The sequence below is a fragment of the Escherichia sp. MOD1-EC6475 genome (assembly GCF_003046645.1).
Classification (GTDB): Bacteria; Pseudomonadota; Gammaproteobacteria; order Enterobacterales; family Enterobacteriaceae; genus Escherichia; species Escherichia ruysiae.
Genome location: NZ_PZKQ01000059.1, coordinates 28279 through 52521, shown reverse-complemented (window position 1 = coordinate 52521; position 24243 = coordinate 28279). Strand labels below are relative to the sequence as shown.

The 24243-nt window shown below is 50.3% G+C and carries 24 protein-coding genes, 7 tRNA genes and 1 other RNA gene; 23 read left to right on the top strand and 9 right to left on the bottom strand.

Annotated elements, in window-relative coordinates:
- Window positions 1–1106 precede the first annotated feature (1106 nt).
- The 21 genes from cydA to pnuC all read left to right on the top strand — a co-directional run bounded on the left by cydA (window position 1107) and on the right by pnuC (window position 13137).
- Window positions 1107–2675, top strand: coding sequence for a cytochrome ubiquinol oxidase subunit I (gene cydA, locus A7589_RS19160; RefSeq protein WP_010345240.1), 1569 nt, complete (start codon window positions 1107–1109; stop codon window positions 2673–2675).
- 15 nt (window positions 2676–2690) lie between these two features.
- A complete protein-coding gene (gene cydB, locus A7589_RS19155; protein WP_000568269.1) occupies window positions 2691–3830 on the top strand; it encodes a cytochrome d ubiquinol oxidase subunit II in 1140 nt (379 codons plus the stop codon).
- A 14-nt stretch (window positions 3831–3844) separates the two neighbouring features.
- Window positions 3845–3958, top strand: coding sequence for a cytochrome bd-I oxidase subunit CydX (cydX, locus tag A7589_RS19150; protein WP_000270283.1), 114 nt, complete (start codon window positions 3845–3847; stop codon window positions 3956–3958).
- Window positions 3958–4251, top strand: a complete 294-nt coding sequence (ybgE, locus tag A7589_RS19145) for a cyd operon protein YbgE (RefSeq protein ID WP_000034602.1) — start codon at window positions 3958–3960, stop codon at window positions 4249–4251. The genes cydX and ybgE overlap by 1 nt, the downstream gene beginning before the upstream one ends.
- Before the next feature lie 149 nt (window positions 4252–4400).
- The gene (gene ybgC / locus A7589_RS19140; RefSeq protein ID WP_001098384.1) at window positions 4401–4805 is read left to right on the top strand and encodes a tol-pal system-associated acyl-CoA thioesterase; all 405 of its coding nucleotides are present in this window, start codon (window positions 4401–4403) and stop codon (window positions 4803–4805) included.
- The gene (gene tolQ, locus A7589_RS19135; RefSeq protein ID WP_000131314.1) at window positions 4802–5494 is read left to right on the top strand and encodes a Tol-Pal system protein TolQ; all 693 of its coding nucleotides are present in this window, start codon (window positions 4802–4804) and stop codon (window positions 5492–5494) included. Before ybgC ends, tolQ begins: the two co-directional genes overlap by 4 nt.
- Before the next feature lie 3 nt (window positions 5495–5497).
- On the top strand, window positions 5498–5926 hold the full coding sequence (gene tolR / locus A7589_RS19130; protein ID WP_000090097.1) for a colicin uptake protein TolR: 429 nt from the start codon (window positions 5498–5500) through the stop codon (window positions 5924–5926).
- 64 nt (window positions 5927–5990) lie between these two features.
- Entirely contained in the window at window positions 5991–7259 is a 1269-nt protein-coding gene (tolA, locus tag A7589_RS19125; RefSeq protein WP_000030621.1) for a cell envelope integrity protein TolA, read from the top strand.
- Window positions 7260–7391: 132 nt separating this feature from the next.
- Complete coding sequence (gene tolB / locus A7589_RS19120) at window positions 7392–8684, top strand: Tol-Pal system beta propeller repeat protein TolB (RefSeq protein ID WP_010352214.1); 1293 nt, start codon at window positions 7392–7394, stop codon at window positions 8682–8684.
- Window positions 8685–8718: 34 nt separating this feature from the next.
- Entirely contained in the window at window positions 8719–9240 is a 522-nt protein-coding gene (gene pal / locus A7589_RS19115; RefSeq protein ID WP_001295306.1) for a peptidoglycan-associated lipoprotein Pal, read from the top strand.
- A gap of 9 nt (window positions 9241–9249) precedes the next feature.
- The gene (cpoB, locus tag A7589_RS19110; RefSeq protein WP_000097564.1) at window positions 9250–10044 is read left to right on the top strand and encodes a cell division protein CpoB; all 795 of its coding nucleotides are present in this window, start codon (window positions 9250–9252) and stop codon (window positions 10042–10044) included.
- A gap of 164 nt (window positions 10045–10208) precedes the next feature.
- Window positions 10209–10284, top strand: a tRNA-Lys gene (locus A7589_RS19105).
- A gap of 26 nt (window positions 10285–10310) precedes the next feature.
- A tRNA-Val gene (locus A7589_RS19100) sits at window positions 10311–10386 on the top strand.
- Between the two features lie 2 nt (window positions 10387–10388).
- Window positions 10389–10464, top strand: a tRNA-Lys gene (locus A7589_RS19095).
- A 51-nt stretch (window positions 10465–10515) separates the two neighbouring features.
- Window positions 10516–10591, top strand: a tRNA-Val gene (locus A7589_RS19090).
- A 3-nt stretch (window positions 10592–10594) separates the two neighbouring features.
- A tRNA-Lys gene (locus A7589_RS19085) sits at window positions 10595–10670 on the top strand.
- 47 nt (window positions 10671–10717) lie between these two features.
- Window positions 10718–10793 (top strand) — tRNA-Lys (locus A7589_RS19080).
- Between the two features lie 33 nt (window positions 10794–10826).
- Window positions 10827–10902: transfer RNA gene (locus A7589_RS19075), tRNA-Lys, on the top strand.
- Between the two features lie 24 nt (window positions 10903–10926).
- Window positions 10927–11058: non-coding RNA, RtT sRNA (locus tag A7589_RS19070), on the top strand.
- A 279-nt stretch (window positions 11059–11337) separates the two neighbouring features.
- Complete coding sequence (gene nadA / locus A7589_RS19065; protein ID WP_000115322.1) at window positions 11338–12384, top strand: quinolinate synthase NadA; 1047 nt, start codon at window positions 11338–11340, stop codon at window positions 12382–12384.
- Window positions 12385–12417: 33 nt separating this feature from the next.
- Window positions 12418–13137, top strand: coding sequence for a nicotinamide riboside transporter PnuC (pnuC, locus tag A7589_RS19060; protein WP_016159053.1), 720 nt, complete (start codon window positions 12418–12420; stop codon window positions 13135–13137).
- Here pnuC and zitB read toward each other — a convergent pair.
- The gene (gene zitB, locus A7589_RS19055) at window positions 13134–14069 is read right to left on the bottom strand and encodes a CDF family zinc transporter ZitB (protein ID WP_000951315.1); all 936 of its coding nucleotides are present in this window, start codon (window positions 14067–14069) and stop codon (window positions 13134–13136) included. The two genes, pnuC and zitB, sit on opposite strands and share 4 nt — an antisense overlap.
- A gap of 113 nt (window positions 14070–14182) precedes the next feature.
- On the bottom strand, window positions 14183–14563 hold the full coding sequence (locus A7589_RS19050) for a YbgS-like family protein (protein ID WP_000784348.1): 381 nt from the start codon (window positions 14561–14563) through the stop codon (window positions 14183–14185).
- Between the two features lie 315 nt (window positions 14564–14878).
- Between A7589_RS19050 and aroG the strand changes: the two genes are divergently transcribed.
- Complete coding sequence (gene aroG / locus A7589_RS19040) at window positions 14879–15931, top strand: 3-deoxy-7-phosphoheptulonate synthase AroG (protein ID WP_001109207.1); 1053 nt, start codon at window positions 14879–14881, stop codon at window positions 15929–15931.
- A 148-nt stretch (window positions 15932–16079) separates the two neighbouring features.
- Here the strand turns inward: aroG and gpmA are convergent, their stop codons facing one another.
- The 7 genes from gpmA to modE all read right to left on the bottom strand — a co-directional run bounded on the left by gpmA (window position 16080) and on the right by modE (window position 23873).
- Window positions 16080–16832, bottom strand: a complete 753-nt coding sequence (gene gpmA / locus A7589_RS19035) for a 2,3-diphosphoglycerate-dependent phosphoglycerate mutase (protein ID WP_001295305.1) — start codon at window positions 16830–16832, stop codon at window positions 16080–16082.
- Between the two features lie 202 nt (window positions 16833–17034).
- Window positions 17035–18075 carry a galactose-1-epimerase gene (gene galM, locus A7589_RS19030; RefSeq protein WP_000931389.1) on the bottom strand — a complete coding sequence of 347 codons (1041 nt, stop codon included), beginning with the start codon at window positions 18073–18075 and terminating at the stop codon, window positions 17035–17037.
- Window positions 18069–19217, bottom strand: a complete 1149-nt coding sequence (galK, locus tag A7589_RS19025) for a galactokinase (RefSeq protein WP_000053421.1) — start codon at window positions 19215–19217, stop codon at window positions 18069–18071. Before galK ends, galM begins: the two co-directional genes overlap by 7 nt.
- 3 nt (window positions 19218–19220) lie before the next feature.
- Window positions 19221–20267 carry a galactose-1-phosphate uridylyltransferase gene (gene galT, locus A7589_RS19020; RefSeq protein WP_000191506.1) on the bottom strand — a complete coding sequence of 349 codons (1047 nt, stop codon included), beginning with the start codon at window positions 20265–20267 and terminating at the stop codon, window positions 19221–19223.
- A 9-nt stretch (window positions 20268–20276) separates the two neighbouring features.
- The gene (gene galE, locus A7589_RS19015) at window positions 20277–21293 is read right to left on the bottom strand and encodes a UDP-glucose 4-epimerase GalE (protein ID WP_001265444.1); all 1017 of its coding nucleotides are present in this window, start codon (window positions 21291–21293) and stop codon (window positions 20277–20279) included.
- Window positions 21294–21544: 251 nt separating this feature from the next.
- Entirely contained in the window at window positions 21545–23017 is a 1473-nt protein-coding gene (gene modF, locus A7589_RS19010) for a molybdate ABC transporter ATP-binding protein ModF (protein WP_000096912.1), read from the bottom strand.
- 67 nt (window positions 23018–23084) lie between these two features.
- Window positions 23085–23873: a molybdenum-dependent transcriptional regulator gene (gene modE / locus A7589_RS19005; RefSeq protein ID WP_001147450.1), complete on the bottom strand. Its 789-nt coding sequence runs from the start codon at window positions 23871–23873 to the stop codon at window positions 23085–23087.
- A 128-nt stretch (window positions 23874–24001) separates the two neighbouring features.
- Between modE and acrZ the strand changes: the two genes are divergently transcribed.
- Complete coding sequence (gene acrZ, locus A7589_RS19000; protein WP_000891515.1) at window positions 24002–24151, top strand: multidrug efflux pump accessory protein AcrZ; 150 nt, start codon at window positions 24002–24004, stop codon at window positions 24149–24151.
- Window positions 24152–24243: the final 92 nt, after the last annotated feature.

The following is a 24243-nucleotide window of genomic DNA, read 5'->3' as shown; positions in this document are numbered from 1 at the left end:
ATATAGGGGCAAATCCAGGCAGATTGAAGCAATCTGTTAGATGTTGCAGAACAACCTTGATTCCAACGGCGAAATCATGTTTACCCACCAGGTTGCTGTTCATATGGAGCTGAATACCACTCAGTTCATGCTTGATGAGTCGATATCGCTAATATCCATAGATAGAGGAGAGTACAATCGCATCAACGCCAATCACATGTGTTGCTTTCTTCATGGGGAATCCTTTGTAAGGCAGAGAGTTAATATTTTTAGACAGAGTGGCGTGTTACCCGAGAATATCCTGTGTTTTCTAACGCCTGGCTATAATTCCGTTTTGTTGTTTCGTATCCCCGTTATGACAATTTCTCTTGATTTTCAATCGTTGAGGGAATCATTGAATACAGATCGGGAAATATCAATGCCATATATAAATTCTTTTGAAAATTCTTGTTCTATCTGACTATACCGAAGGCATCTATTTCTTTTTGTGATTATTACCAGAGAAACAATAGGTAATGGATTTACAGTTCGGCGCTCATAAAGACAACAATCAATTAACTATGATAAAAATTTGTTATGTGAAATAGCAACAAATTGGCTACTCTAATCAATTAGGATTATAAAAAATTGATAAGGTGGCTTTGTTAAATAAAATACTGGTTTTTTATCTATGTCTTTTTGTTGTGATAATTATGTTGCATTATTATTTTACAATAAATTAACAATAGGGCTTTTGGTGATTCATACTTCACACATAATTAACACATCTGATTGATTTTGATGTAAATCAATTTTTAATTCTTGAAAAAAATCTGCAAAACACGATAAATTGTCGTAGATCAAATTGGTGAGATGGTGACAATTTCGCTATAAATTGATCACTGTCGAAAAATGCAATTTTGCTCAATAAAAACCTGTTTATTGTAAGGATTTTGCGGCGTAATATAATTACGGGATCAATTTGGTTTATTCATTAACATATTTGTAACTTTTTTATCATTGTCTTTCCTCTTTTGATGAAATGGCAACGATAGGGGCGAGCAAATAATTTTGTATTGGGGCATGCGTGTGACCCTTTCTAACGGGGTTCACTCTCGGAGTCTTCATGCGATGAGCAAGGAGTCATGATGTTAGATATAGTCGAACTGTCGCGCTTACAGTTTGCCTTGACCGCGATGTACCACTTCCTTTTTGTGCCGCTGACGCTCGGTATGGCGTTCCTGCTGGCCATTATGGAAACGGTCTACGTCCTTTCCGGCAAACAGATTTATAAAGATATGACCAAGTTCTGGGGCAAGTTGTTTGGTATCAACTTTGCTCTGGGTGTGGCAACCGGTCTGACCATGGAGTTCCAGTTCGGGACTAACTGGTCTTACTATTCCCACTATGTGGGGGATATCTTCGGTGCGCCGCTGGCAATCGAAGGTCTGATGGCCTTCTTCCTCGAATCCACCTTTGTAGGTCTGTTCTTCTTCGGTTGGGATCGTCTGGGTAAAGTTCAGCATATGTGTGTCACCTGGCTGGTGGCGCTCGGTTCAAACCTGTCCGCTCTGTGGATTCTGGTTGCGAACGGCTGGATGCAAAACCCAATCGCGTCCGATTTCAATTTCGAAACTATGCGTATGGAGATGGTGAGCTTCTCCGAGCTGGTGCTTAACCCGGTTGCTCAGGTGAAATTCGTTCACACTGTAGCGTCTGGTTATGTGACTGGCGCGATGTTCATCCTCGGTATCAGCGCATGGTATATGCTGAAAGGTCGTGACTTCGCCTTCGCAAAACGCTCCTTTGCTATCGCTGCCAGCTTCGGTATGGCTGCCGTCCTGTCTGTTATTGTTCTGGGTGATGAATCTGGTTACGAAATGGGCGATGTGCAGAAAACCAAACTGGCTGCTATTGAAGCCGAGTGGGAAACTCAACCTGCGCCTGCCGCCTTTACTCTGTTTGGTATTCCTGATCAGGAAGAGCAGACGAACAAATTTGCGATCCAGATCCCTTACGCGCTGGGTATTATCGCAACGCGTTCCGTGGATACACCGGTTATCGGCCTGAAAGAACTGATGGTGCAGCACGAAGAACGTATTCGTAACGGGATGAAAGCGTACTCTCTGCTCGAACAACTGCGTTCTGGTTCCACCGATCAGGCTGTACGTGACCAGTTCAATAGCATGAAGAAAGACCTCGGTTACGGTCTGCTGCTGAAACGCTATACGCCAAACGTGGCAGATGCGACTGAAGCGCAGATTCAACAGGCAACCAAAGACTCCATTCCACGTGTAGCGCCGCTGTACTTCGCGTTCCGTATCATGGTGGCGTGTGGCTTCCTGCTGCTGGCAATTATCGCGCTCTCCTTCTGGAGTGTAATCCGTAACCGCATTGGCGAGAAAAAATGGCTGCTGCGCGCCGCGCTGTACGGTATTCCGCTGCCGTGGATTGCTGTAGAAGCGGGTTGGTTCGTTGCTGAATATGGTCGTCAACCGTGGGCTATCGGTGAAGTGTTGCCTACCGCAGTAGCAAACTCGTCGCTGACTGCAGGCGATCTCATCTTCTCGATGGTGCTGATTTGCGGCCTGTATACCCTGTTCCTGGTGGCAGAATTGTTCTTAATGTTCAAGTTTGCACGCCTCGGCCCAAGCAGCCTGAAAACCGGTCGCTATCACTTTGAGCAGTCTTCCACGACTACTCAGCCGGCACGCTAAGACAGGAGTCGTCAAATGATCGATTATGAAGTATTGCGTTTTATCTGGTGGCTGCTGGTTGGCGTTCTGCTGATTGGTTTTGCAGTCACTGACGGTTTCGACATGGGGGTGGGGATGCTCACCCGTTTCCTCGGTCGTAACGACACCGAGCGTCGAATTATGATTAACTCTATCGCGCCACATTGGGACGGTAACCAGGTATGGCTAATCACCGCAGGTGGCGCACTGTTCGCTGCCTGGCCGATGGTCTATGCCGCTGCGTTCTCCGGCTTCTATGTCGCGATGATCCTCGTACTGGCGTCTTTGTTCTTCCGTCCGGTCGGTTTTGATTACCGTTCCAAGATTGAAGACACCCGTTGGCGCAACATGTGGGACTGGGGCATCTTCATTGGTAGCTTCGTTCCGCCGCTGGTGATTGGTGTGGCGTTCGGTAACCTGTTGCAGGGCGTACCGTTCAACGTTGATGAATATCTGCGTCTGTACTACACCGGTAACTTCTTCCAGTTGCTTAACCCGTTCGGCCTGCTGGCCGGTGTGGTGAGCGTAGGGATGATCATTACTCAGGGCGCGACCTATCTGCAGATGCGTACCGTGGGCGAACTGCACCTGCGTACCCGTGCAACTGCACAGGTGGCGGCGCTGGTGACACTGGTCTGCTTCGCACTGGCTGGCGTGTGGGTGATGTACGGTATCGACGGTTATGTCGTTAAATCGACAATGGACCATTACGCAGCATCTAACCCGCTGAATAAAGAAGTTGTTCGTGAAGCTGGCGCATGGTTGGTGAACTTCAACAATATGCCGATTCTGTGGGCTATTCCGGCGCTGGGTGTTGTTCTGCCGCTGCTGACCATCCTGACTGCACGTATGGATAAAGCCGCGTGGGCGTTTGTGTTCTCCTCCCTGACGTTGGCCTGCATCATCCTGACTGCCGGTATTGCAATGTTCCCGTTTGTGATGCCGTCCAGCACCATGATGAATGCAAGTCTGACGATGTGGGATGCAACTTCCAGCCAGCTGACGCTTAACGTCATGACCTGGGTTGCGGTGGTTCTGGTTCCGATCATTCTTCTCTACACCACCTGGTGTTACTGGAAAATGTTCGGACGTATCACCAAAGAAGACATTGAACGTAACACCCACTCTCTGTACTAAGTAAGGAGCTAATAATGTGGTATTTCGCATGGATTCTGGGAACGCTTCTTGCCTGTTCATTTGGGGTAATCACCGCGCTGGCGCTTGAGCACGTCGAATCAGGCAAAGCCGGTCAAGAAGACAGCTAATGAGTAAAATTATCGCAACTTTGTATGCGGTAATGGACAAGCGCCCCCTGCGGGCGCTTTCCTTCGTGATGGCGCTTCTGTTAGCAGGATGTATGTTTTGGGACCCATCACGTTTCGCCGCGAAGACCAGTGAACTGGAAATCTGGCATGGTTTATTGCTGATGTGGGCCGTCTGTGCTGGCGTGATTCACGGCGTGGGTTTTCGTCCGCAGAAGGTTCTTTGGCAAGGGATTTTTTGCCCACTGCTTGCCGATATTGTTCTCATTGTCGGGCTGATTTTCTTCTTCTTTTAAATCAGAATTCTCTTTAAAAATTTATGGACCTTCAACAGTCCATAAATTTTTACGCTCCCTTAACTTGCCCTCATTCCCAAACCTCAATCGCACGCGTATAGTAGCAGCGTTTAAAAGTTCTAACTTTTGTTGCATTACCGGGATGTAAAGTGAATACAACGCTGTTTCGATGGCCGGTTCGCGTCTACTATGAAGATACCGATGCCGGTGGTGTGGTGTACCACGCCAGTTACGTCGCTTTTTATGAAAGAGCACGCACAGAGATGCTGCGTCACCATCACTTCAGTCAACAGGCGCTGATGGCTGAACGCGTTGCCTTTGTGGTACGTAAAATGACGGTGGAATATTACGCACCTGCGCGGCTCGACGATATGCTCGAAATACAGACTGAAATAACATCAATGCGTGGCACCTCTTTGGTTTTCACGCAACGTATTGTCAACGCCGAGAATACTTTGCTGAATGAAGCTGAGGTTCTGGTTGTTTGCGTTGACCCACTCAAAATGAAGCCTCGTGCGCTTCCCAAGTCTATTGTCGCGGAGTTTAAGCAGTGACTGACATGAATATCCTTGATTTGTTCCTGAAGGCTAGCCTTCTGGTTAAACTTATCATGTTGATTTTGATTGGTTTTTCAATCGCATCCTGGGCCATTATTATCCAGCGGACCCGTATTCTTAACGCTGCAGCACGCGAAGCTGAAGCGTTTGAAGATAAATTCTGGTCTGGAATCGAACTTTCCCGCCTCTATCAAGAGAGCCAGGGAAAACGGGATAATCTCACCGGTTCGGAACAAATCTTTTACAGCGGGTTCAAAGAATTTGTGCGCCTGCATCGTGCCAATAGCCATGCGCCGGAAGCCGTAGTGGAAGGGGCGTCGCGTGCTATGCGTATCTCGATGAACCGTGAACTTGAAAATCTGGAAACGCACATTCCATTCCTCGGTACGGTAGGTTCCATCAGCCCATATATTGGTCTGTTTGGTACAGTCTGGGGGATCATGCATGCCTTTATCGCTCTTGGCGCAGTGAAGCAGGCAACGTTGCAAATGGTTGCTCCCGGTATCGCAGAAGCGTTGATTGCAACGGCAATTGGTCTTTTCGCTGCTATTCCGGCGGTAATGGCTTATAACCGCCTCAACCAGCGCGTAAACAAACTGGAACTGAATTACGACAACTTTATGGAAGAGTTTACCGCGATTCTGCACCGCCAGGCGTTTACCGTTAGCGAGAGCAACAAGGGGTAAGCCATGGCCAGAGCGCGTGGACGAGGTCGTCGCGATCTCAAGTCCGAAATCAACATTGTACCGTTGCTGGACGTACTGCTGGTGCTGTTGCTGATCTTTATGGCGACAGCGCCCATCATCACCCAGAGCGTGGAGGTCGATCTGCCAGACGCTACTGAATCACAGGCGGTGAGCAGTAACGATAATCCGCCAGTGATTGTTGAAGTGTCTGGTATTGGTCAGTACACCGTGGTGGTTGAGAAAGATCGCCTGGAGCGTTTACCACCAGAGCAGGTGGTGGCGGAAGTGTCCAGCCGTTTCAAGGCCAACCCGAAAACGGTCTTTCTGATCGGTGGCGCAAAAGATGTGCCTTACGATGAAATAATTAAAGCACTGAACTTGTTACATAGTGCGGGTGTGAAATCGGTTGGTTTAATGACGCAGCCTATCTAAACATCTGCGTTTCCCTTGCTTGAAAGAGAGCGGGTAACAGGCGAACAGTTTTTGGAAACCGAGAGTGTCAAAGGCAACCGAACAAAACGACAAGCTCAAGCGGGCGATAATTATTTCAGCAGTGCTGCATGTCATCTTATTTGCGGCGCTGATCTGGAGTTCGTTCGATGAGAATATAGAAGCTTCAGCCGGAGGCGGCGGTGGTTCGTCCATCGACGCTGTAATGGTTGATTCAGGTGCGGTAGTTGAGCAGTACAAACGCATGCAAAGCCAGGAATCAAGCGCGAAGCGTTCTGATGAGCAGCGCAAGATGAAGGAACAGCAGGCTGCTGAAGAACTGCGTGAGAAACAAGCGGCTGAACAGGAACGCCTGAAGCAACTTGAGAAAGAGCGGTTAGCTGCTCAGGAACAGAAAAAGCAGGCTGAAGAAGCCGCAAAACAGGCCGAGTTAAAGCAGAAGAAAGCGGAAGAGGCGGCAGCGAAAGCGGCGGCAGATGCTAAAGCGAAGGCCGAAGCGGATGCTAAAGCTGCGGAAGAAGCAGCGAAGAAAGCGGCTGCAGACGCGAAGAAAAAAGCAGAAGCAGAAGCCGCCAAAGCCGCAGCCGAAGCGCAGAAAAAAGCCGAGGCAGCCGCTGCGGCACTGAAGAAGAAAGCGGAAGCGGCAGAAGCAGCCGCAGCAGAAGCGAGAAAAAAAGCGGCAGCCGAAGCTGCTGAAAAAGCGAAGGCCGAAGCTGAGAAGAAAGCAGCGGCAGAAAAGGCTGCAGCTGATAAGAAAGCGGCAGCAGAGAAAGCCGCAGCCGAGAAAAAAGCAGCAGCAGAAAAAGCGGCTGCTGAAAAGGCCGCTGCCGAGAAAAAAGCAGCGGCAGAAAAAGCCGCCGCAGACAAAAAAGCCGCAGCGGCAAAAGCAGCAGCTGAAAAAGCCGCTGCAGCAAAAGCTGCCGCAGAGGCAGATGATATTTTCGGTGAGCTAAGCTCTGGTAAGAATGCACCGAAAACCGGCGGTGGGGCGAAAGGGAACAATGCTTCCCCTGCCGGGAGTGGTAATACTAAAAACAATGGCGCATCAGGCGCAGATATCAATAACTATGCCGGGCAGATTAAATCTGCTATCGAAAGTAAGTTCTATGACGCATCGTCCTATGCAGGCAAAACCTGTACGCTGCGCATAAAACTGGCGCCAGATGGTATGTTACTGGATATCAAACCTGAAGGTGGCGATCCCGCACTTTGTCAGGCTGCGTTGGCAGCAGCTAAACTTGCGAAGATCCCGAAACCACCAAGCCAGGCAGTATATGAAGTGTTCAAAAACGCACCATTGGACTTCAAGCCGTAATCGCGATGTTGACCGTCACGGCGGTTAACATCAAACATCGGTTGTCGCTGGGTTCTGGTAGTTTTGTGTATTTGAGTTTGTTAACATTCTGCTAAATTATCGTGGGCTATCTGTCCAGATAAGGGAGATATGATGAAGCAGGCATTACGAGTAGCATTTGGTTTTCTCATACTGTGGGCATCAGTTCTGCACGCTGAAGTCCGCATTGTGATCGACAGCGGTGTAGATTCCGGTCGTCCTATTGGTGTAGTTCCTTTCCAGTGGGCAGGGCCTGGCGCGGCACCCGAAGATATTGGTGGCATCGTTGCTGCTGACTTGCGTAACAGCGGCAAATTTAATCCGTTAGATCGCGCTCGTCTGCCACAGCAGCCGGGTAGTGCGCAGGAAGTTCAACCTGCTGCATGGTCTGCGCTGGGCATTGATGCTGTCGTTGTAGGTCAGGTCACTCCAAATCCTGACGGCTCTTACAATGTTGCTTATCAGCTGGTTGATACCGGCGGTGCGCCGGGTACTGTACTTGCTCAGAACTCATATAAAGTTAACAAGCAATGGCTGCGTTACGCTGGTCATACCGCCAGTGATGAAGTGTTTGAAAAACTGACCGGCATTAAAGGTGCGTTCCGTACCCGAATTGCCTACGTTGTTCAGACCAATGGAGGTCAGTTCCCGTATGAACTGCGCGTATCTGACTATGACGGTTACAACCAGTTTGTGGTTCATCGCTCACCGCAGCCGCTGATGTCTCCGGCGTGGTCACCAGATGGTTCTAAACTGGCATATGTCACCTTCGAAAGCGGTCGTTCCGCGCTGGTTATTCAGACGCTGGCAAATGGCGCTGTACGTCAGGTGGCTTCATTCCCGCGTCATAACGGTGCGCCTGCATTCTCGCCAGACGGCAGCAAGCTGGCATTCGCTCTGTCGAAAACTGGTAGCCTGAACCTGTACGTAATGGATTTGGCTTCTGGTCAGATTCGTCAGGTGACTGATGGTCGCAGCAACAACACCGAACCGACCTGGTTCCCGGACAGCCAGAACCTGGCATTTACTTCTGACCAGGCCGGTCGTCCGCAGGTTTATAAAGTGAATATCAACGGCGGTGCGCCACAACGTATTACCTGGGAAGGTTCGCAGAACCAGGATGCGGATGTCAGCAGCGACGGTAAGTTTATGGTAATGGTCAGCTCCAATGGTGGGCAGCAGCACATTGCCAAACAAGATCTGGTAACGGGAGGCGTACAAGTTCTGTCGTCAACGTTCCTGGATGAAACGCCAAGTCTGGCACCTAACGGCACTATGGTAATCTACAGCTCTTCTCAGGGGATGGGATCCGTGCTGAATTTGGTTTCTACAGATGGGCGTTTCAAAGCGCGTCTTCCGGCAACTGATGGACAGGTCAAATTCCCTGCCTGGTCGCCGTATCTGTGATAATAATTAATTGAATAGTAAAGGAATCATTGAAATGCAACTGAACAAAGTGCTGAAAGGGCTGATGATTGCTCTGCCTGTTATGGCAATTGCGGCATGTTCTTCCAACAAGAACGCCAGCAATGACGGCAGCGAAGGCATGCTGGGTGCCGGCACTGGTATGGATGCGAACGGCGGCAACGGCAATATGTCTTCCGAAGAGCAGGCTCGTCTGCAAATGCAACAGCTGCAGCAGAACAACATCGTTTACTTCGATCTGGACAAGTACGATATCCGTTCTGACTTCGCTCAAATGCTGGATGCACACGCAAACTTCCTGCGTAGCAACCCGTCTTACAAAGTCACCGTAGAAGGTCACGCGGACGAACGTGGTACTCCGGAATACAACATCTCCCTGGGTGAACGTCGTGCGAACGCCGTTAAGATGTACCTGCAGGGTAAAGGCGTTTCTGCAGACCAGATCTCCATCGTTTCTTACGGTAAAGAAAAACCTGCAGTACTGGGTCATGACGAAGCGGCATATTCCAAAAACCGTCGTGCGGTACTGGTTTACTAAGAGAATTGCATGAGCAGTAACTTCAGACATCAACTATTGAGTCTGTCGTTACTGGTTGGTATAGCGGCCCCTTGGGCCGCTTTTGCTCAGGCACCAATCAGTAGTGTCGGCTCAGGCTCGGTCGAAGACCGCGTCACTCAACTTGAGCGTATTTCTAATGCTCACAGCCAGCTTTTAACCCAACTCCAGCAACAACTCTCTGATAATCAATCCGATATTGATTCCCTGCGTGGTCAGATTCAGGAAAATCAGTATCAACTGAATCAGGTCGTGGAGCGGCAAAAGCAGATCCTGTTGCAGATCGATAGCCTCAGCAGCGGTGGCGCAGCAGCGGCGCAATCAACCAGCGTCGATCAAAGCGGTGCTGCGGCATCAACGACGCCAACAGCTGATGCAGGTACTGCGAATGCTGGCGCGCCGGTGAAAAGCGGCGATGCAAACACTGATTACAATGCAGCTATTGCGCTGGTACAGGATAAATCCCGCCAGGATGACGCGATGGTGGCATTTCAGAATTTCATCAAAAATTACCCTGATTCAACTTACCTGCCAAACGCCAATTATTGGCTGGGTCAGTTAAACTACAACAAGGGTAAGAAAGATGATGCGGCGTACTATTTTGCTTCGGTGGTGAAAAACTATCCGAAGTCACCGAAGGCTGCGGATGCGATGTTTAAAGTCGGCGTCATCATGCAGGATAAAGGTGACACCGCGAAAGCGAAAGCCGTGTACCAGCAGGTTATCAGTAAATACCCTGGTACTGATGGCGCTAAACAGGCGCAAAAACGTCTGAACGCGATGTAATGCATAACACACGACCAGAAGTCGCATTATTTCTGGTCGTGTCGTGCGAATCATAAGCAGTTGAGTGATCTACATCGAAATTTTTGTTGCGCTCAAATCTGAAATCAGTAATATATGCCGCCGTTGCCACGGGATATCAAACAAACCGAAAGCAACGCAAAAGTGGGTCGTTAGCTCAGTTGGTAGAGCAGTTGACTTTTAATCAATTGGTCGCAGGTTCGAATCCTGCACGACCCACCACTTTAAGTAGTATCCAGCGTAGTATCGGGTGATTAGCTCAGCTGGGAGAGCACCTCCCTTACAAGGAGGGGGTCGGCGGTTCGATCCCGTCATCACCCACCACCGGGTCGTTAGCTCAGTTGGTAGAGCAGTTGACTTTTAATCAATTGGTCGCAGGTTCGAATCCTGCACGACCCACCACTAATTACGGTGGGTTAGGTGGAAGTAGTTTGTAGTATCCAGCGCAATATCGGGTGATTAGCTCAGCTGGGAGAGCACCTCCCTTACAAGGAGGGGGTCGGCGGTTCGATCCCGTCATCACCCACCACTCGGGTCGTTAGCTCAGTTGGTAGAGCAGTTGACTTTTAATCAATTGGTCGCAGGTTCGAATCCTGCACGACCCACCAATTTTAATATTGGCACCGAGTAAAAATCTTTCAGGTAACACCCGTATGGGTCGTTAGCTCAGTTGGTAGAGCAGTTGACTTTTAATCAATTGGTCGCAGGTTCGAATCCTGCACGACCCACCATCCTGAATGATTAAAGCAGCATAATCCCGCAAGGGGTCGTTAGCTCAGTTGGTAGAGCAGTTGACTTTTAATCAATTGGTCGCAGGTTCGAATCCTGCACGACCCACCAATGTAAAAAAGCGCCCTAAAGGCGCTTTTTTGCTATCTGCGATATTCAAAGATTCGAACCTGCAGTAGGTTCGAGTTGAGCGCAGCGAAACAACGGAGCCGCTCGCGGCGACGACCCGAAGGGCGAGCGAAGCGAGTCATCCTGCACGACCCACCAATGTAAAAAAGCGCCCTAAAGGCGCTTTTTTGCTATTCAAGCATCCCAAAATTCCAATTCTTAACCCTGATGACATACTCTGCGCTTGCTGCGTAAGCAACTCTACGTCGGTGGAAATAAGATACATAGCATCGCAGCCGGCATCTCATACGTAATTCGAGTGACTTTTCTCTACCACTCGGCTATCTTGTTTAGCATATAAAACAAATGAAACCGATAGTGGCGAATATTACGCTTTATGTCGGTCTAAATGTTAAGCCTGTAAAACGAGATGGCAAGATGAGCGTGATGTTTGATCCTGAAGCGGCGATTTATCCTTTCCCCCCGAAGCCGACACCGTTAAGCATTGATGAAAAAGCGTATTACCGCGAGAAAATAAAACGTCTGCTAAAAGAACGTAATGCGGTGATGGTCGCCCACTACTATACCGATCCCGAAATTCAACAGCTGGCGGAAGAAACTGGCGGCTGTATTTCTGATTCTTTAGAAATGGCGCGCTTTGGTGCCAAACATCCCGCTTCAACGCTACTCGTAGCCGGGGTGAGATTTATGGGAGAAACCGCCAAAATTCTCAGCCCGGAAAAGACAATTCTGATGCCGACACTTCAGGCTGAATGTTCACTGGATCTCGGCTGCCCAATTGAAGAATTTAACGCATTTTGTGATGCCCATCCCGATCGTACTGTTGTGGTCTACGCTAACACTTCTGCTGCGGTAAAAGCGCGCGCAGACTGGGTGGTAACTTCAAGTATTGCTGTTGAACTCATTGATCATCTGGATAGTCTGGGTGAAAAACTCATCTGGGCACCAGACAAACATCTGGGTCGTTACGTACAAAAACAGACGGGCGCAGATATTTTATGCTGGCAAGGCGCCTGCATTGTGCATGATGAGTTTAAGACTCAGGCGTTAACCCGCTTACAAAAGCAATACCCTGATGCAGCCATACTGGTGCATCCGGAATCACCACAAGCTATTGTCGATATGGCGGATGCGGTCGGCTCCACAAGTCAGTTGATCAATGCTGCGAAAACATTGCCGCATCAGCGCCTTATTGTGGCAACTGACCGGGGAATCTTCTACAAAATGCAGCAGGCGGTGCCAGACAAAGAGTTACTGGAAGCACCAACCGCTGGCGAGGGAGCAACCTGCCGTAGCTGTGCGCATTGCCCGTGGATGGCTATGAATGGCCTCCAGGCCATCGCAGAGGCATTAGAACAGGGAGAAAGCAAACACGAGGTACATGTTGATGAAAGGCTGCGAGAGAGGGCGCTGGTGCCGCTTAATCGTATGCTGGATTTTGCGGCTACACTTCGAGGAAACTGACAATAAAGCGTCATGTTACGCATTGGGGGAAAGATGGATTTTTTTAGCACACAGAACATTCTGGTTCATATACCGATCGGCGCTGGTGGTTACGATCTTTCATGGATCGAAGCGGTAGGGACGATCGCAGGGTTACTGTGTATTGGCCTTGCCAGTATGGAGAAGATCAGCAACTACTTTTTTGGCCTGATCAACGTCACCCTGTTTGGCATTATTTTCTTTCAGATTCAACTGTATGCCAGCTTGTTGCTACAGGTATTTTTCTTTGCTGCCAACATTTACGGTTGGTATGCCTGGTCACGACAAACCAGTCAGCATGAAGCTGAGTTAAAAATTCGCTGGCTGCCATTACCTAAAGCGTTAACCTGGCTGGCGGTTTGCGTTGTTGCTATCGGCCTGATGACGGTATTTATCAATCCGGTATTTGCTTTCCTGACACGTGTTGCAGTCACGATTATGCAGGCGTTGGGTTTACAGGTTGCGATGCCGGAACTACAACCGGACGCCTTCCCGTTCTGGGATTCCTGCATGATGGTACTATCCATCGTGGCAATGATTCTGATGACGCGCAAATATGTCGAAAACTGGTTATTGTGGGTCATCATTAACGTGATCAGCGTGGTGATTTTCGCCTTGCAGGGCGTCTATGCCATGTCGCTGGAGTATCTGATCCTGACGTTTATTGCTCTTAACGGCAGCCGGATGTGGATCAACAGCGCACGCGAAAGAGGTTCACGCGCGCTATCTCATTAATGGTGATGATGTGAATGGCCAGACACTCCTTCATTAAGGTGGCAGTCTGGCCCATGACAAGGTTGATATTCCATCTGAATGGTGGCGTGCTCAATCTGATAGTGATCCATCAGATAATGTTGGATCGTATCCAACAACGCGTCATGATCGTGTGGCGGGATCACCTGCACATGCAGCGTCATTACTGGCTTTTCACCCACCATCCACACGTGTACATGGTGCACATTGCGGACTTCCGGGATTTCCCGACACATACGACGCTTCAGTTCAGCGATATCCAGCGACACCGGCGCCCCTTCAAGTAATTCATTCACGCTATCTTTCAATAATCGCCACGCGCTGCGCAGAACCAGAAGCGACACCAGTATCGAGAGAATGGGGTCAGCAGGCGTCCAGCCGGTCCAGATAATAATCAACGCGGCAACGATAGCACCAACCGAACCCAGCAGATCTCCCAGTACATGCAGTGCTGCTGCGCGCACGTTAAGGTTTTTCTCTTCACTACCGTGATGAAGTAACCAGAAAGAAAGTATATTAGCCAGCAGCCCAGCTACGGCAATCGTCATCATCATGCCGCCTTCCACCGGACGCGGCGTGCGAAAACGTTCTATCGCCTCCCAAACAATCAAAATAGTAATCACCACCAGGGCAATGGCATTCACAAACGCCGCGAGTGTGGTCAACCTGAGCCAGCCGAAAGTGTGGCGAATGGTGGGCGGACGACGAGAAAATTGTACGGCAAGCAGGGCGAAAAGCAGGGCAGCAGTATCGGTAAGCATATGTCCTGCGTCGGCCAGCAACGCCAGAGAACCTGAGAGAAAACCGCCAATAACCTCAACCAACATAAACCCGGCAGTCACGCCGAAAGCATACAACAAGCGACGAGCATTATTATCTTCTGGCAGGTGTGAAGATGTGTGTGAGTGCGCCATGACGAGTCATCCCTTAATTAATCTCACTTAACTTTATGACATCATACCGCTTTTAGAGGGGAAAAATTAAAAGGGAGAGACTCTGCTCTCCCGGTATTGGCTTTTTGGCAGAGTTACTGCGTAGTACCGTCGGTTTTGGTATCGACATCATTGTTGATGCCATCGCCAGTTTGTACTTTTTTATTAATGTCCGGGCAGCGACCATCTTTGCACATCGTATTTTTGTGCTCTTCATCTTTGGTCATGCCGTCATTGTTCATTGAAGAACCATCCGGATGCAACATTGTGCCGCCAGAACCGGTATTTACCCCGTTATTGTCGACGTTATTTGGTGCGACATTTTCACGGGCGTCCGGGGCAACCTGACCCGCATCAGCTGCGGCGTTTGCCTGGCCATTATTGGTTTGCGCTCCGCTATCGGCGGCCAGTGCGGCACCGCTGGCAAGGCTTAGAGTGGCAGTCAGAAAAAGTGTGGCCAGTTTTGTCATTTTCATAGGATGCTCCTGTTATGGTCGTTATGTCGGATAACCTCTTCCAACAGTGCATTTGCAGGTGAATATCAGGTAATGGTTTAAGATTTCAGCCAGAAGAATAAATCCAGCAGAGAATCTTGAAAAAATTAATAAACAGAGAAGTTACAGTTAGAAATTGTAGGTCAGATCTCGTTATTCGCGACAATCTGGCGTTTTTCTTGCTAATTCCAGGATTAATCCGTTCATAGTGTAAAACCCCGTTTACACATTCTGACGGAAGATATAGATTGGAAGTATTGCATTCACTAAGATAAGTATGGCAACACTGGAACAGACATGAATTATCAGAACGACGATTTACGCATCAAAGAAATCAAAGAGTTACTTCCTCCTGTCGCATTGCTGGAAAAATTCCCCGCTACTGAAAATGCCGCGAATACGGTTGCCCATGCCCGAAAAGCGATCCATAAGATCCTGAAAGGTAATGATGATCGCCTGTTGGTGGTGATTGGCCCGTGCTCAATTCATGATCCTGTCGCGGCTAAAGAGTATGCCACTCGCTTGCTGGCGCTGCGTGAAGAGCTGAAAAATGAGCTGGAAATCGTAATGCGCGTCTATTTTGAAAAGCCGCGTACCACTGTGGGCTGGAAAGGGCTGATTAACGATCCGCATATGGATAACAGCTTCCAGATCAACGACGGTCTGCGTATAGCCCGTAAATTGCTGCTTGATATTAACGACAGCGGTCTGCCAGCGGCGGGTGAGTTTCTCGATATGATCACCCCACAATATCTCGCTGACCTGATGAGCTGGGGCGCAATTGGCGCACGTACCACCGAATCGCAGGTGCACCGCGAACTGGCATCAGGGCTTTCTTGTCCGGTCGGCTTCAAAAATGGCACCGACGGTACGATTAAAGTGGCTATCGATGCCATTAATGCCGCCGGTGCGCCGCACTGCTTCCTGTCCGTAACGAAATGGGGGCATTCAGCAATTGTGAATACCAGCGGTAACGGTGATTGCCATATCATTCTGCGCGGCGGTAAAGAGCCTAACTACAGTGCGAAACACGTTGCTGAAGTGAAAGAAGGGCTGAACAAGGCGGGTTTACCGGCGCAGGTGATGATCGATTTCAGCCATGCTAACTCGTCCAAACAATTCAAAAAGCAGATGGATGTTTGTGCTGACGTTTGCCAGCAGATTGCCGGTGGCGAAACAGCCATTATTGGCGTGATGGTGGAAAGCCATCTGGTGGAAGGCAATCAGAGCCTCGAGAGCGGGGAGCCGCTGGCCTACGGTAAGAGCATCACCGATGCCTGCATTGGCTGGGAAGATACCGACGCTCTGTTACGTCAACTGGCGAACGCAGTGAAAGCACGTCGCGGGTAATTTATAGTCGAATTACCATGACTGTACGTTTGTCGGCCTGATAAGACGCGCAGCGTCGCATCGGGCAATGTGCTCCATTGTTAGTAACGACAAACAAAAAAAGCCGACTCACTTGCAGTCGGCTTTCTCATTTTTAAACGAATGACGTTTACTTCGCTTTACCTTGGTTTGCAACAGCAGCTGCTTTTGCCGCGATCTCGTCAGCATTACCCAGATAGTAGCGTTTCAGCGGTTTGAAATTCTCGTCGAACTCATACACCAGCGGCACGCCAGTCGGGATATTCAGCTCAAGAATCTCTTCTTCGCTCATGTTGTCGAGATATTTCACCAGTGCACGCAGGGAGTTCCCATGAGCGGCGATGATCACGCGCTCACCGCTCTTCATACGCGGCAGAATGGTTTCATTCCAGTAAGGGATCACGCGGTCAATGGTCAGCGCCAGACTTTCAGTCAGCGGTAGTTCTTTCTCGCTCAGCTTCGCGTAACGCGGATCGTGACCCGGATAACGCTCATCATCTTTAGTCAGCTCCGGCGGAGTCACCGCAAAACCACGACGCCACTGTTTCACCTGCTCGTCGCCATACTTTTCAGCGGTTTCCGCTTTGTTCAGACCCTGCAACGCACCGTAGTGACGTTCGTTCAGTTTCCAGGATTTCTCAACGGGCAGCCATGCCTGATCCAGTTCGTCCAGCACATTCCACAGGGTATGGATAGCGCGTTTCAGCACAGAGGTGTAAGCAAAGTCAAAGCTGTAACCTTCCTCTTTCAGCAGCTTACCTGCTGCTTTTGCTTCGCTTACGCCTTTCTCAGACAGATCCACGTCGTACCAACCGGTGAAACGGTTTTCTTTGTTCCACTGACTTTCGCCATGACGAACCAGAACTAGCTTAGTTACAGCCATATACTTACTCCTCAAATCATTATTAAATGATAATAATTCTCATTATATTGCCGTGACGAAGCAACAGCAATGCTTACGCATAACCATAGCGAAAATAGTGTCGCAGTGTAAGGTTGTTGTGAATATTGAGTTGCAAATATGTCGGTGTTTGCTGGTGATTTGAGCAACATGAGGATAAAGCCCTCATCACGAGGGCTTAAAATTATTCAGCAATAAACTGATATTCCGTCAGGCTGGAATACTCTTCGCCAGGGCGCAGGAAGCAGTCCGGCTGCGGCCATTCAGGGTGGTTCGGACTGTCTGGCAGAAATTCGCTTTCCAGCGCCAGTCCTTGCCAGTCGGCGTAAGGTTCGGTTCCCCGTGACGGCGTGCCGCCGAGGAAGTTGCCGGAGTAAAATTGCAGAGCCGGAGCGGTGGTGTAGACCTTCAGCTGCAATTTTTCATCTGCTGACCAGACATGCGCTGCCACTTTCTTGCCATCACCTTTGGCCTGCAACAAGAACGCGTGATCGTAACCTTTCACTTTGCGCTGATCGTCGTCGGCAAGGAACTCACTGGCGATGATTTTGGCGCTGCGGAAATCAAAAGACGTCCCGGCGACAGATTTCAGGCCGTCGTGCGGAATGCCGCCTTCATCAACGGGCAGATATTCGTCCGCCAGAATCTGCAGTTTGTGATTGCGCACGTCAGACTGCTCGCCGTCGAGGTTGAAATAGACGTGGTTAGTCATATTCACCGGGCAAGGTTTATCAACTGTGGCGCGATAGGTAATAGAGATACGGTTATCGTCGGTCAGACGATACTGCACCGTCGCGCCGAGATTCCCCGGAAAGCCCTGATCGCCATCATCTGAACTCAGGGCAAACAGCACCTGACGATCGTTCTGGTTCACAATCTGCCAGCGACGTTTGTCGAACCCTTCCGGGCCGCCATGCAACTGGTTAACGCCCTGACTTGGCGAAAGCGTTACGGTTTCACCGTCAAAGGTATAACGGCTATTGGCGATACGGTTGGCATAACGACCAATAGAGGCTCCCAGAAACGCAGCCTGATCCTGGTAGCATTCAGGGCTGGCGCAGCCAAGCAGCGCCTCGCGGACGCTGCCATCGGAAAGCGGAATACGGGCTGAAAGTAAAGTCGCACCCCAGTCCATCAGCGTGACTACCATCCCTGCGTTGTTACGCAAAGTTAACAGTCGGTACGGCTGACCATCGGGTGCCAGTGCGGGAGTTTCGTTCAGCACTGTCCTGCTCCTTGTGATGGTTTACACACGTAAAAAGTCTCTTTAATGCCTGTTTTTGCTTCATATTGTTCAGCGACAGCTTGCTGTACGGCAGGCACCAGCTCTTCCGGGATCAGCGCGACGATACAGCCGCCAAATCCGCCACCGGTCATGCGTACGCCACCTTTGTCGCCAATCACAGCTTTTACGATTTCTACCAGAGTGTCAATTTGCGGTACGGTGATTTCGAAATCATCGCGCATAGAGGCATGAGACTCCGCCATCAGCTCGCCCATACGCTTCAGGTCGCCTTGCTCCAGCGCGCTGGCAGCTTCAACGGTACGGGCGTTTTCGGTCAGGATATGACGCACGCGTTTCGCCACGATCGGATCCAGTTCATGCGCTACGGCGTTGAATTCTTCAATGGTGACATCGCGTAGGGCTGGCCGCTGGAAGAAACGAGCACCGGTTTCGCACTGTTCACGACGGGTGTTGTATTCGCTGCCAACCAGGGTACGTTTGAAGTTACTGTTGATGATGACCACAGCCACACCTTTCGGCATGGAGACTGCTTTGGTGCCCAGTGAGCGGCAATCGATCAGCAAGGCATGATCTTTCTTGCCCAGCGCGGAAATCAGCTGATCCATGATCCCGCAGTTACAGCCAACAAACTGGTTTTCTGCTTCCTGACCGTTAAGCGCGATTTGTGCGCCGTCCAGCGGCAGATGATAAAGCTGCTGCAATACGGTTCCGACCGCCACTTCCAGTGAGGCGGAAGAACTTAACCCGGCACCCTGCGGCACATTGCCGCTAATCACCATGTCCACACCGCCGAAGCTATTGTTACGCAGTTGCAGATGTTTCACCACGCCACGAACGTAGTTAGCCCATTGATAGTTTTCATGCGCGACAATGGGCGCATCGAGGGAAAACTCGTCGAGCTGATTTTCATAATCGGCTGCCATTACGCGAACTTTACGGTCATCGCGTGGCGCACAACTGATCACGGTTTGATAATCAATCGCGCAGGGCAGAACGAAACCGTCGTTGTAGTCGGTGTGTTCACCAATCAAATTCACGCGGCCAGGCGCCTGAATGGTGTGAGTGGCAGGGTAGCCAAATGCGTTGGCAAACAGAGATTGCGTTTTTTCTTTCAGACTCATTTCTTACACTCCGGATTCGCGAAAATGGATATCGCTGACTGCGCGCAAACGCTCTGCTGCCTGTTCTGCGGTCAGGTCTCGCTGGGTCTCTGCCAGCATTTCATAACCAACCATAAATTTACGTACGCTGGCAGAGCGCAACAGAGGCGGATAAAAGTGCGCGTGCAGCTGCCAGTGTTGATTCTCTTCGCCATTAAATGGCGCACCGTGCCAGCCCATAGAGTAGGGGAAGGAACACTGGAAGAGGTTGTCATAACGACTGGTCAGCTTTTTCAATGCCAGCGCCAAATCGCTGCGCTGGGCGTCGGTCAAATCGGTGATCCGCAAAACGTGGGCTTTGGGCAGCAGCAGCGTTTCGAACGGCCAGGCAGCCCAGTAAGGCACTACGGCTAACCAGTGTTCGGTTTCGACAACGGTACGGCTACCGTCTGCCAGTTCACGCTGGACATAATCCACCAGCATTGGCGATTTCTGTTCGGCGAAATATTCTTTTTGCAGGCGGTCTTCACGCTCAGCTTCGTTAGGCAGGAAGCTATTTGCCCAAATCTGACCGTGCGGATGCGGGTTAGAGCACCCCATCGCCGCACCTTTGTTTTCAAAAACCTGCACCCACGGGTATGTTTTCCCCAGTTCTGCTGTTTGCTCCTGCCAGGTTTTGACGATTTCCGTCAATGCCGCAACGCTCAGTTCTGGCAACGTTTTACTGTGATCCGGCGAAAAGCAGATCACTCGGCTGGTGCCGCGCGCGCTCTGGCAACGCATCAGCGGATCGTTACTTTCCGGCGCGTCTGGCGTGTCGGACATCAGCGCCGCAAAGTCATTGGTAAAAACGTAAGTCCCGGTGTAATCGGGGTTTTTATCGCCTGTCACCCGCACATTACCTGCGCAAAGGAAGCAATCTGGATCGTGCGCAGGTAACACTTGTTTGGCTGGCGTTTCCTGCGCCCCCTGCCAGGGGCGCTTAGCGCGGTGCGGTGAAACAAGAATCCATTGCCCGGTGAGCGGGTTATAGCGGCGATGTGGATGATCAACGGGATTAAATTGCGTCATGGTCGTTCCTTAATCGGGATATCCCTGTGGATGGCGTGACTGCCAGTGCCAGGTGTCCTGCGCCATTTCGTCAAGAGTGCGCGTTACGCGCCAGTTCAGTTCGCGCTCGGCTTTGCTGGCATCCGCCCAGTAGGCCGGAAGGTCGCCTTCGCGACGCGGTGCAAAATGGTAATTAACCGGTTTGCCGCAGGCTTTGCTGAAGGCATTAACCACGTCCAGCACGCTGCTGCCTACGCCAGCGCCGAGGTTGTAGATGTGTACGCCTGGTTTGTTCGCCAGTTTTTCCATCGCCACGACGTGACCGTCCGCCAGATCCATTACGTGGATGTAATCGCGTACGCCAGTACCGTCTTCGGTCGGATAATCGTTACCAAAAATCGCCAGCGAGTCGCGACGGCCTACAGCAACCTGGGCGATGTATGGCATCAGGTTATTCGGAATGCCTTGCGGATCTTCGCCCATATCGCCCGACGGATGCGCGCCAACCGGGTTGAAGTAGCGTAGCAGGGCAATACTCCAGTCCGGCTGGGCTTTTTGCAGGTCGGTAAGGATCTGTTCCACCATCAGCTTGCTTTTGCCGTAAGGGCTTTGCGGTGTGCCGGTCGGGAAGCTTTCAACGTATGGAATTTTGGGCTGATCGCCATAAACGGTGGCGGAGGAGCTAAAAATAAAGTTTTTGACGTTAGCGGCGCGCATGGCGCTAATCAGGCGCAAAGTACCGTTGACGTTGTTGTCGTAGTATTCCAGCGGTTTTTGTACCGACTCGCCAACGGCTTTCAGCCCGGCAAAGTGGATCACGGTGTCGATAGCGTGATCGTGCAGGATCTCGGTCATCAACGCTTCGTTACGGATGTCGCCTTCAACAAACGTTGGATGTTTGCCGCCTAAACGCTCGATAACAGGCAGTACGCTGCGCTTACTGTTACAGAGGTTATCAAGAATGATGACATCATGACCGTTTTGCAGTAATTGCACACAGGTATGACTTCCAATGTAACCGCTACCACCGGTAACCAGAACTCTCATAATTCGCTCCATCAGGCTTATGGTATGAAATAACCATAGCATAACAAAGATGCGAAAAGTGTGACATGGAATAAATTAGTGGAATCGTTTACACAATAATTTAGCCATTTTCTATGCGCGATTAAGTGATTATAAAATAGAGGGTTTATGAATGATTGCGCTTTTTATCTGAAAAAAAGACGCGGTTTCATGCCTGGATGCGTTAAACCGTAGGCCGAATAAGGCTTTCACGCCGCATCCGGCACAGTCACTCAATTTATTTTGGTAAGCGCATAACGATAGAGGTCACCGTCTGGCACGAACTCCAGACGATGGGTAATACAGGCAGGCGCATCTTCAGCGTGGTGCGAAACAAACAACAACTGCGTTTCACCTTCGCTAATCAGCACATCAACAAATCTACGGATAAGCTGGCGATTCAGCGGATCAAGCCCTTGCAATGGTTCATCAAGAATAAGCAACGTCGGATGTTTCACCAGTGCGCGGACGATCAATGCCAGACGCTGCTGCCCCCAGGAAAGGCTATGGAAAGGAGCGTCTGCGGTGCGTTTATCAATGCCGAGAATATCCAGCCACTGCTGCACCAGTTTTTGCTGGCGATCCGAAACGGCCTGATAAATGCCAATCGAATCAAAATAGCCAGAAAGAATCACATTACGCACGGTAGTGCTGACCCGGTAATCCAGATGCAAACTACTGCTGACGTAACCGATATGTTTTTTGATATCCCAGATGGTTTCACCGCTGCCGCGACGCCGACCAAACAGCGTTAAATCGTTGCTGTAACCTTGCGGATGATCGCCCGTGATCAGGTTTAATAACGTCGATTTTCCTGCGCCATTTGGCCCGACAATTTGCCAGTGCTCGCCAGGATTCACCTGCCAGCTAAGGTTGTTAAGAATGGGGCGATCGTTATAAGAAACCACACCATTGTTCAGCACAATGCGCGGTTCGTTGGCGGGTAAGGCGTGACGCGCTGAAGGCTCATCCGGCTCCGGCAGTTGCACACCTTCAAGCTGTTCGCTATGCGCCAGTTGCGCAACGAGAGCTTGCTGGAGCAGTTCCTCTTTAGCGCCCGTTTCCGCTAACGTACAATCCGCCAGCACTCCGGCAAACTGGACAAATTCCGGGATCTCATCGAAGCGATTGAGCACCATTACCAGAGTAATACCGGACTGATGTAACGAGGCGAGTAGCTCAGCCAGCTGCTGACGTGAGGCAACATCCAGGCCATCGAACGGCTCATCAAGAATCAACAAGTCAGGCTCCGACATCAGCGCCTGACACAGCAGGGTTTTTCGCGTCTCGCCAGTGGAAAGGTATTTAAAGCGTTGGTCGAGGAGGGCGGTAATACCGAACTGCTGCGCCAGTTGCATACAACGCGGTGCATCCTTTACTTCATCCTGAATGATCTCAGCCGTGGTACGCCCGGTGTCATCTTCGCCAGGGCCGAGCATATCGGTGTTATTCCGCTGCCATTCGTCGCTGACGAGCTTTTGCAATTGCTCGAAGGAGAGACGAGTGATGTGGGAAAACTGGCTTTGCCGTTCACCTTTCAAAAGCGGAAGTTCCCCCGCCAGCGCGCGAGCCAGCGCCGACTTCCCGCTGCCATTTGAACCGACAAACGCCCAACTATCACCCGCGTTTAACGTTAGCTGAGACAATTGCAGCGTTTTTGTGTCGCTAAGACGAAACGTGCCTTGCAAAATTTGCAACGATGACATTTTATATCCCATTTTTTGCAGCGATTACTGACAGGGATACTTGTTTCATAACAAATTGTCAACACGCTTAGCACAGCGTGGCGATAATCACGCTGTCGGCATTAAAGTAGGCCGTGACATTCTGCCCTTGCTCAAGAGAAGCCGCTTCATTTACCGGCACCGTGGCGCACAGGGTTTGCCCGTCGGGTAGCGCCATTAATACTTCGCACTGCTCCGCGCCGCGCTCAATATGACTAATAATGCCCGGCAATTGGTTGTCGGCGTTTTGTGCGACCGCCTCGTCCTGAGTAATACCTACCCACGGCGCTTTCAGCAGTATCAATACTTCTTTGCCTTCATCCAGACCCAGACGCGCGCCGCTTTGCGCGGTAATCGCGACTTTTAATCGTGTTTTACCATCAGCCAGTAGGACATCAACATGCTGTTGAACGTCATCGTGATCGCGGGCGGTGATGGTGCCGAACCACTGGTTACGGGCGCTGGTCTGCAGTGAAAAACGTGAGATAGCTGCCAGCAGGCTGTTCAGCGGCAGGGCGTCGTCGTCACTTAATACATCAAAGGCTTTTTGCTGGATCTGCGCCAGGAGGTCATAGAGCTGAATCAGCCGCTGGCCATAGCGGGTCAGTACCGCGCCACCGCCACCTTTTCCTCCTGTAGCGCGTTCAACCAGCGTATGTTCGCTTAACTGATTCATCTCGTTAATGGCATCCCAGGCGCTTTTATAGCTGATACCGGCATCTTTCGCCCCCTGGCTGATAGAACCGGAAAGGGCAATGTGTTTTAGTAACGAAATGCGGCGTGGGTCGGCAAATAGCTTTTGTTGAAGCTTAAGGGTGAGAAGGATTTCGGCCTGCATAACAATGTCCTGGCAAAAGTCTTATTGTGACGGAAAACGAACGCCACGCAAAGCTGACCGCACAAAAGGGGAGTGCTTTTCTGTGCTTAGCGGTTAGAATAGTGACAGGACTATATCTGGAGTTGACCATGTTAGAGTTATTAAAAAGTCTGGTATTCGCCGTAATCATGGTACCTGTCGTGATGGCCATCATCCTGGGTCTGATTTACGGTCTTGGTGAAGTATTCAACATCTTTTCTGGTGTTGGTAAAAAAGACCAGCCCGGACAAAATCATTGATTCCCTGAATGCCCGCTTAGTCGGGCATTTTCTTTTTTCTCAACTTCCTGCTTTTCCTGCCGATATTTTTTCTAGCTACCTCTCAAAGGTTA

Coding starts and splice junctions, on each gene's coding strand:
- cydA (WP_010345240.1), top strand. CDS start 1,107: ATGTTAGATATAGTCGAACTGTCGCGCTTACAGTTTGCCTTGACCGCG.
- cydB (WP_000568269.1), top strand. CDS start 2,691: ATGATCGATTATGAAGTATTGCGTTTTATCTGGTGGCTGCTGGTTGGC.
- cydX (WP_000270283.1), top strand. CDS start 3,845: ATGTGGTATTTCGCATGGATTCTGGGAACGCTTCTTGCCTGTTCATTT.
- ybgE (WP_000034602.1), top strand. CDS start 3,958: ATGAGTAAAATTATCGCAACTTTGTATGCGGTAATGGACAAGCGCCCC.
- tolR (WP_000090097.1), top strand. CDS start 5,498: ATGGCCAGAGCGCGTGGACGAGGTCGTCGCGATCTCAAGTCCGAAATC.
- tolB (WP_010352214.1), top strand. CDS start 7,392: ATGAAGCAGGCATTACGAGTAGCATTTGGTTTTCTCATACTGTGGGCA.
- pal (WP_001295306.1), top strand. CDS start 8,719: ATGCAACTGAACAAAGTGCTGAAAGGGCTGATGATTGCTCTGCCTGTT.
- cpoB (WP_000097564.1), top strand. CDS start 9,250: ATGAGCAGTAACTTCAGACATCAACTATTGAGTCTGTCGTTACTGGTT.
- nadA (WP_000115322.1), top strand. CDS start 11,338: ATGAGCGTGATGTTTGATCCTGAAGCGGCGATTTATCCTTTCCCCCCG.
- pnuC (WP_016159053.1), top strand. CDS start 12,418: ATGGATTTTTTTAGCACACAGAACATTCTGGTTCATATACCGATCGGC.
- zitB (WP_000951315.1), bottom strand. CDS start 14,069: ATGGCGCACTCACACACATCTTCACACCTGCCAGAAGATAATAATGCT.
- A7589_RS19050 (WP_000784348.1), bottom strand. CDS start 14,563: ATGAAAATGACAAAACTGGCCACACTTTTTCTGACTGCCACTCTAAGC.
- aroG (WP_001109207.1), top strand. CDS start 14,879: ATGAATTATCAGAACGACGATTTACGCATCAAAGAAATCAAAGAGTTA.
- gpmA (WP_001295305.1), bottom strand. CDS start 16,832: ATGGCTGTAACTAAGCTAGTTCTGGTTCGTCATGGCGAAAGTCAGTGG.
- galK (WP_000053421.1), bottom strand. CDS start 19,217: ATGAGTCTGAAAGAAAAAACGCAATCTCTGTTTGCCAACGCATTTGGC.
- galT (WP_000191506.1), bottom strand. CDS start 20,267: ATGACGCAATTTAATCCCGTTGATCATCCACATCGCCGCTATAACCCG.
- galE (WP_001265444.1), bottom strand. CDS start 21,293: ATGAGAGTTCTGGTTACCGGTGGTAGCGGTTACATTGGAAGTCATACC.
- modF (WP_000096912.1), bottom strand. CDS start 23,017: ATGTCATCGTTGCAAATTTTGCAAGGCACGTTTCGTCTTAGCGACACA.
- modE (WP_001147450.1), bottom strand. CDS start 23,873: ATGCAGGCCGAAATCCTTCTCACCCTTAAGCTTCAACAAAAGCTATTT.
- acrZ (WP_000891515.1), top strand. CDS start 24,002: ATGTTAGAGTTATTAAAAAGTCTGGTATTCGCCGTAATCATGGTACCT.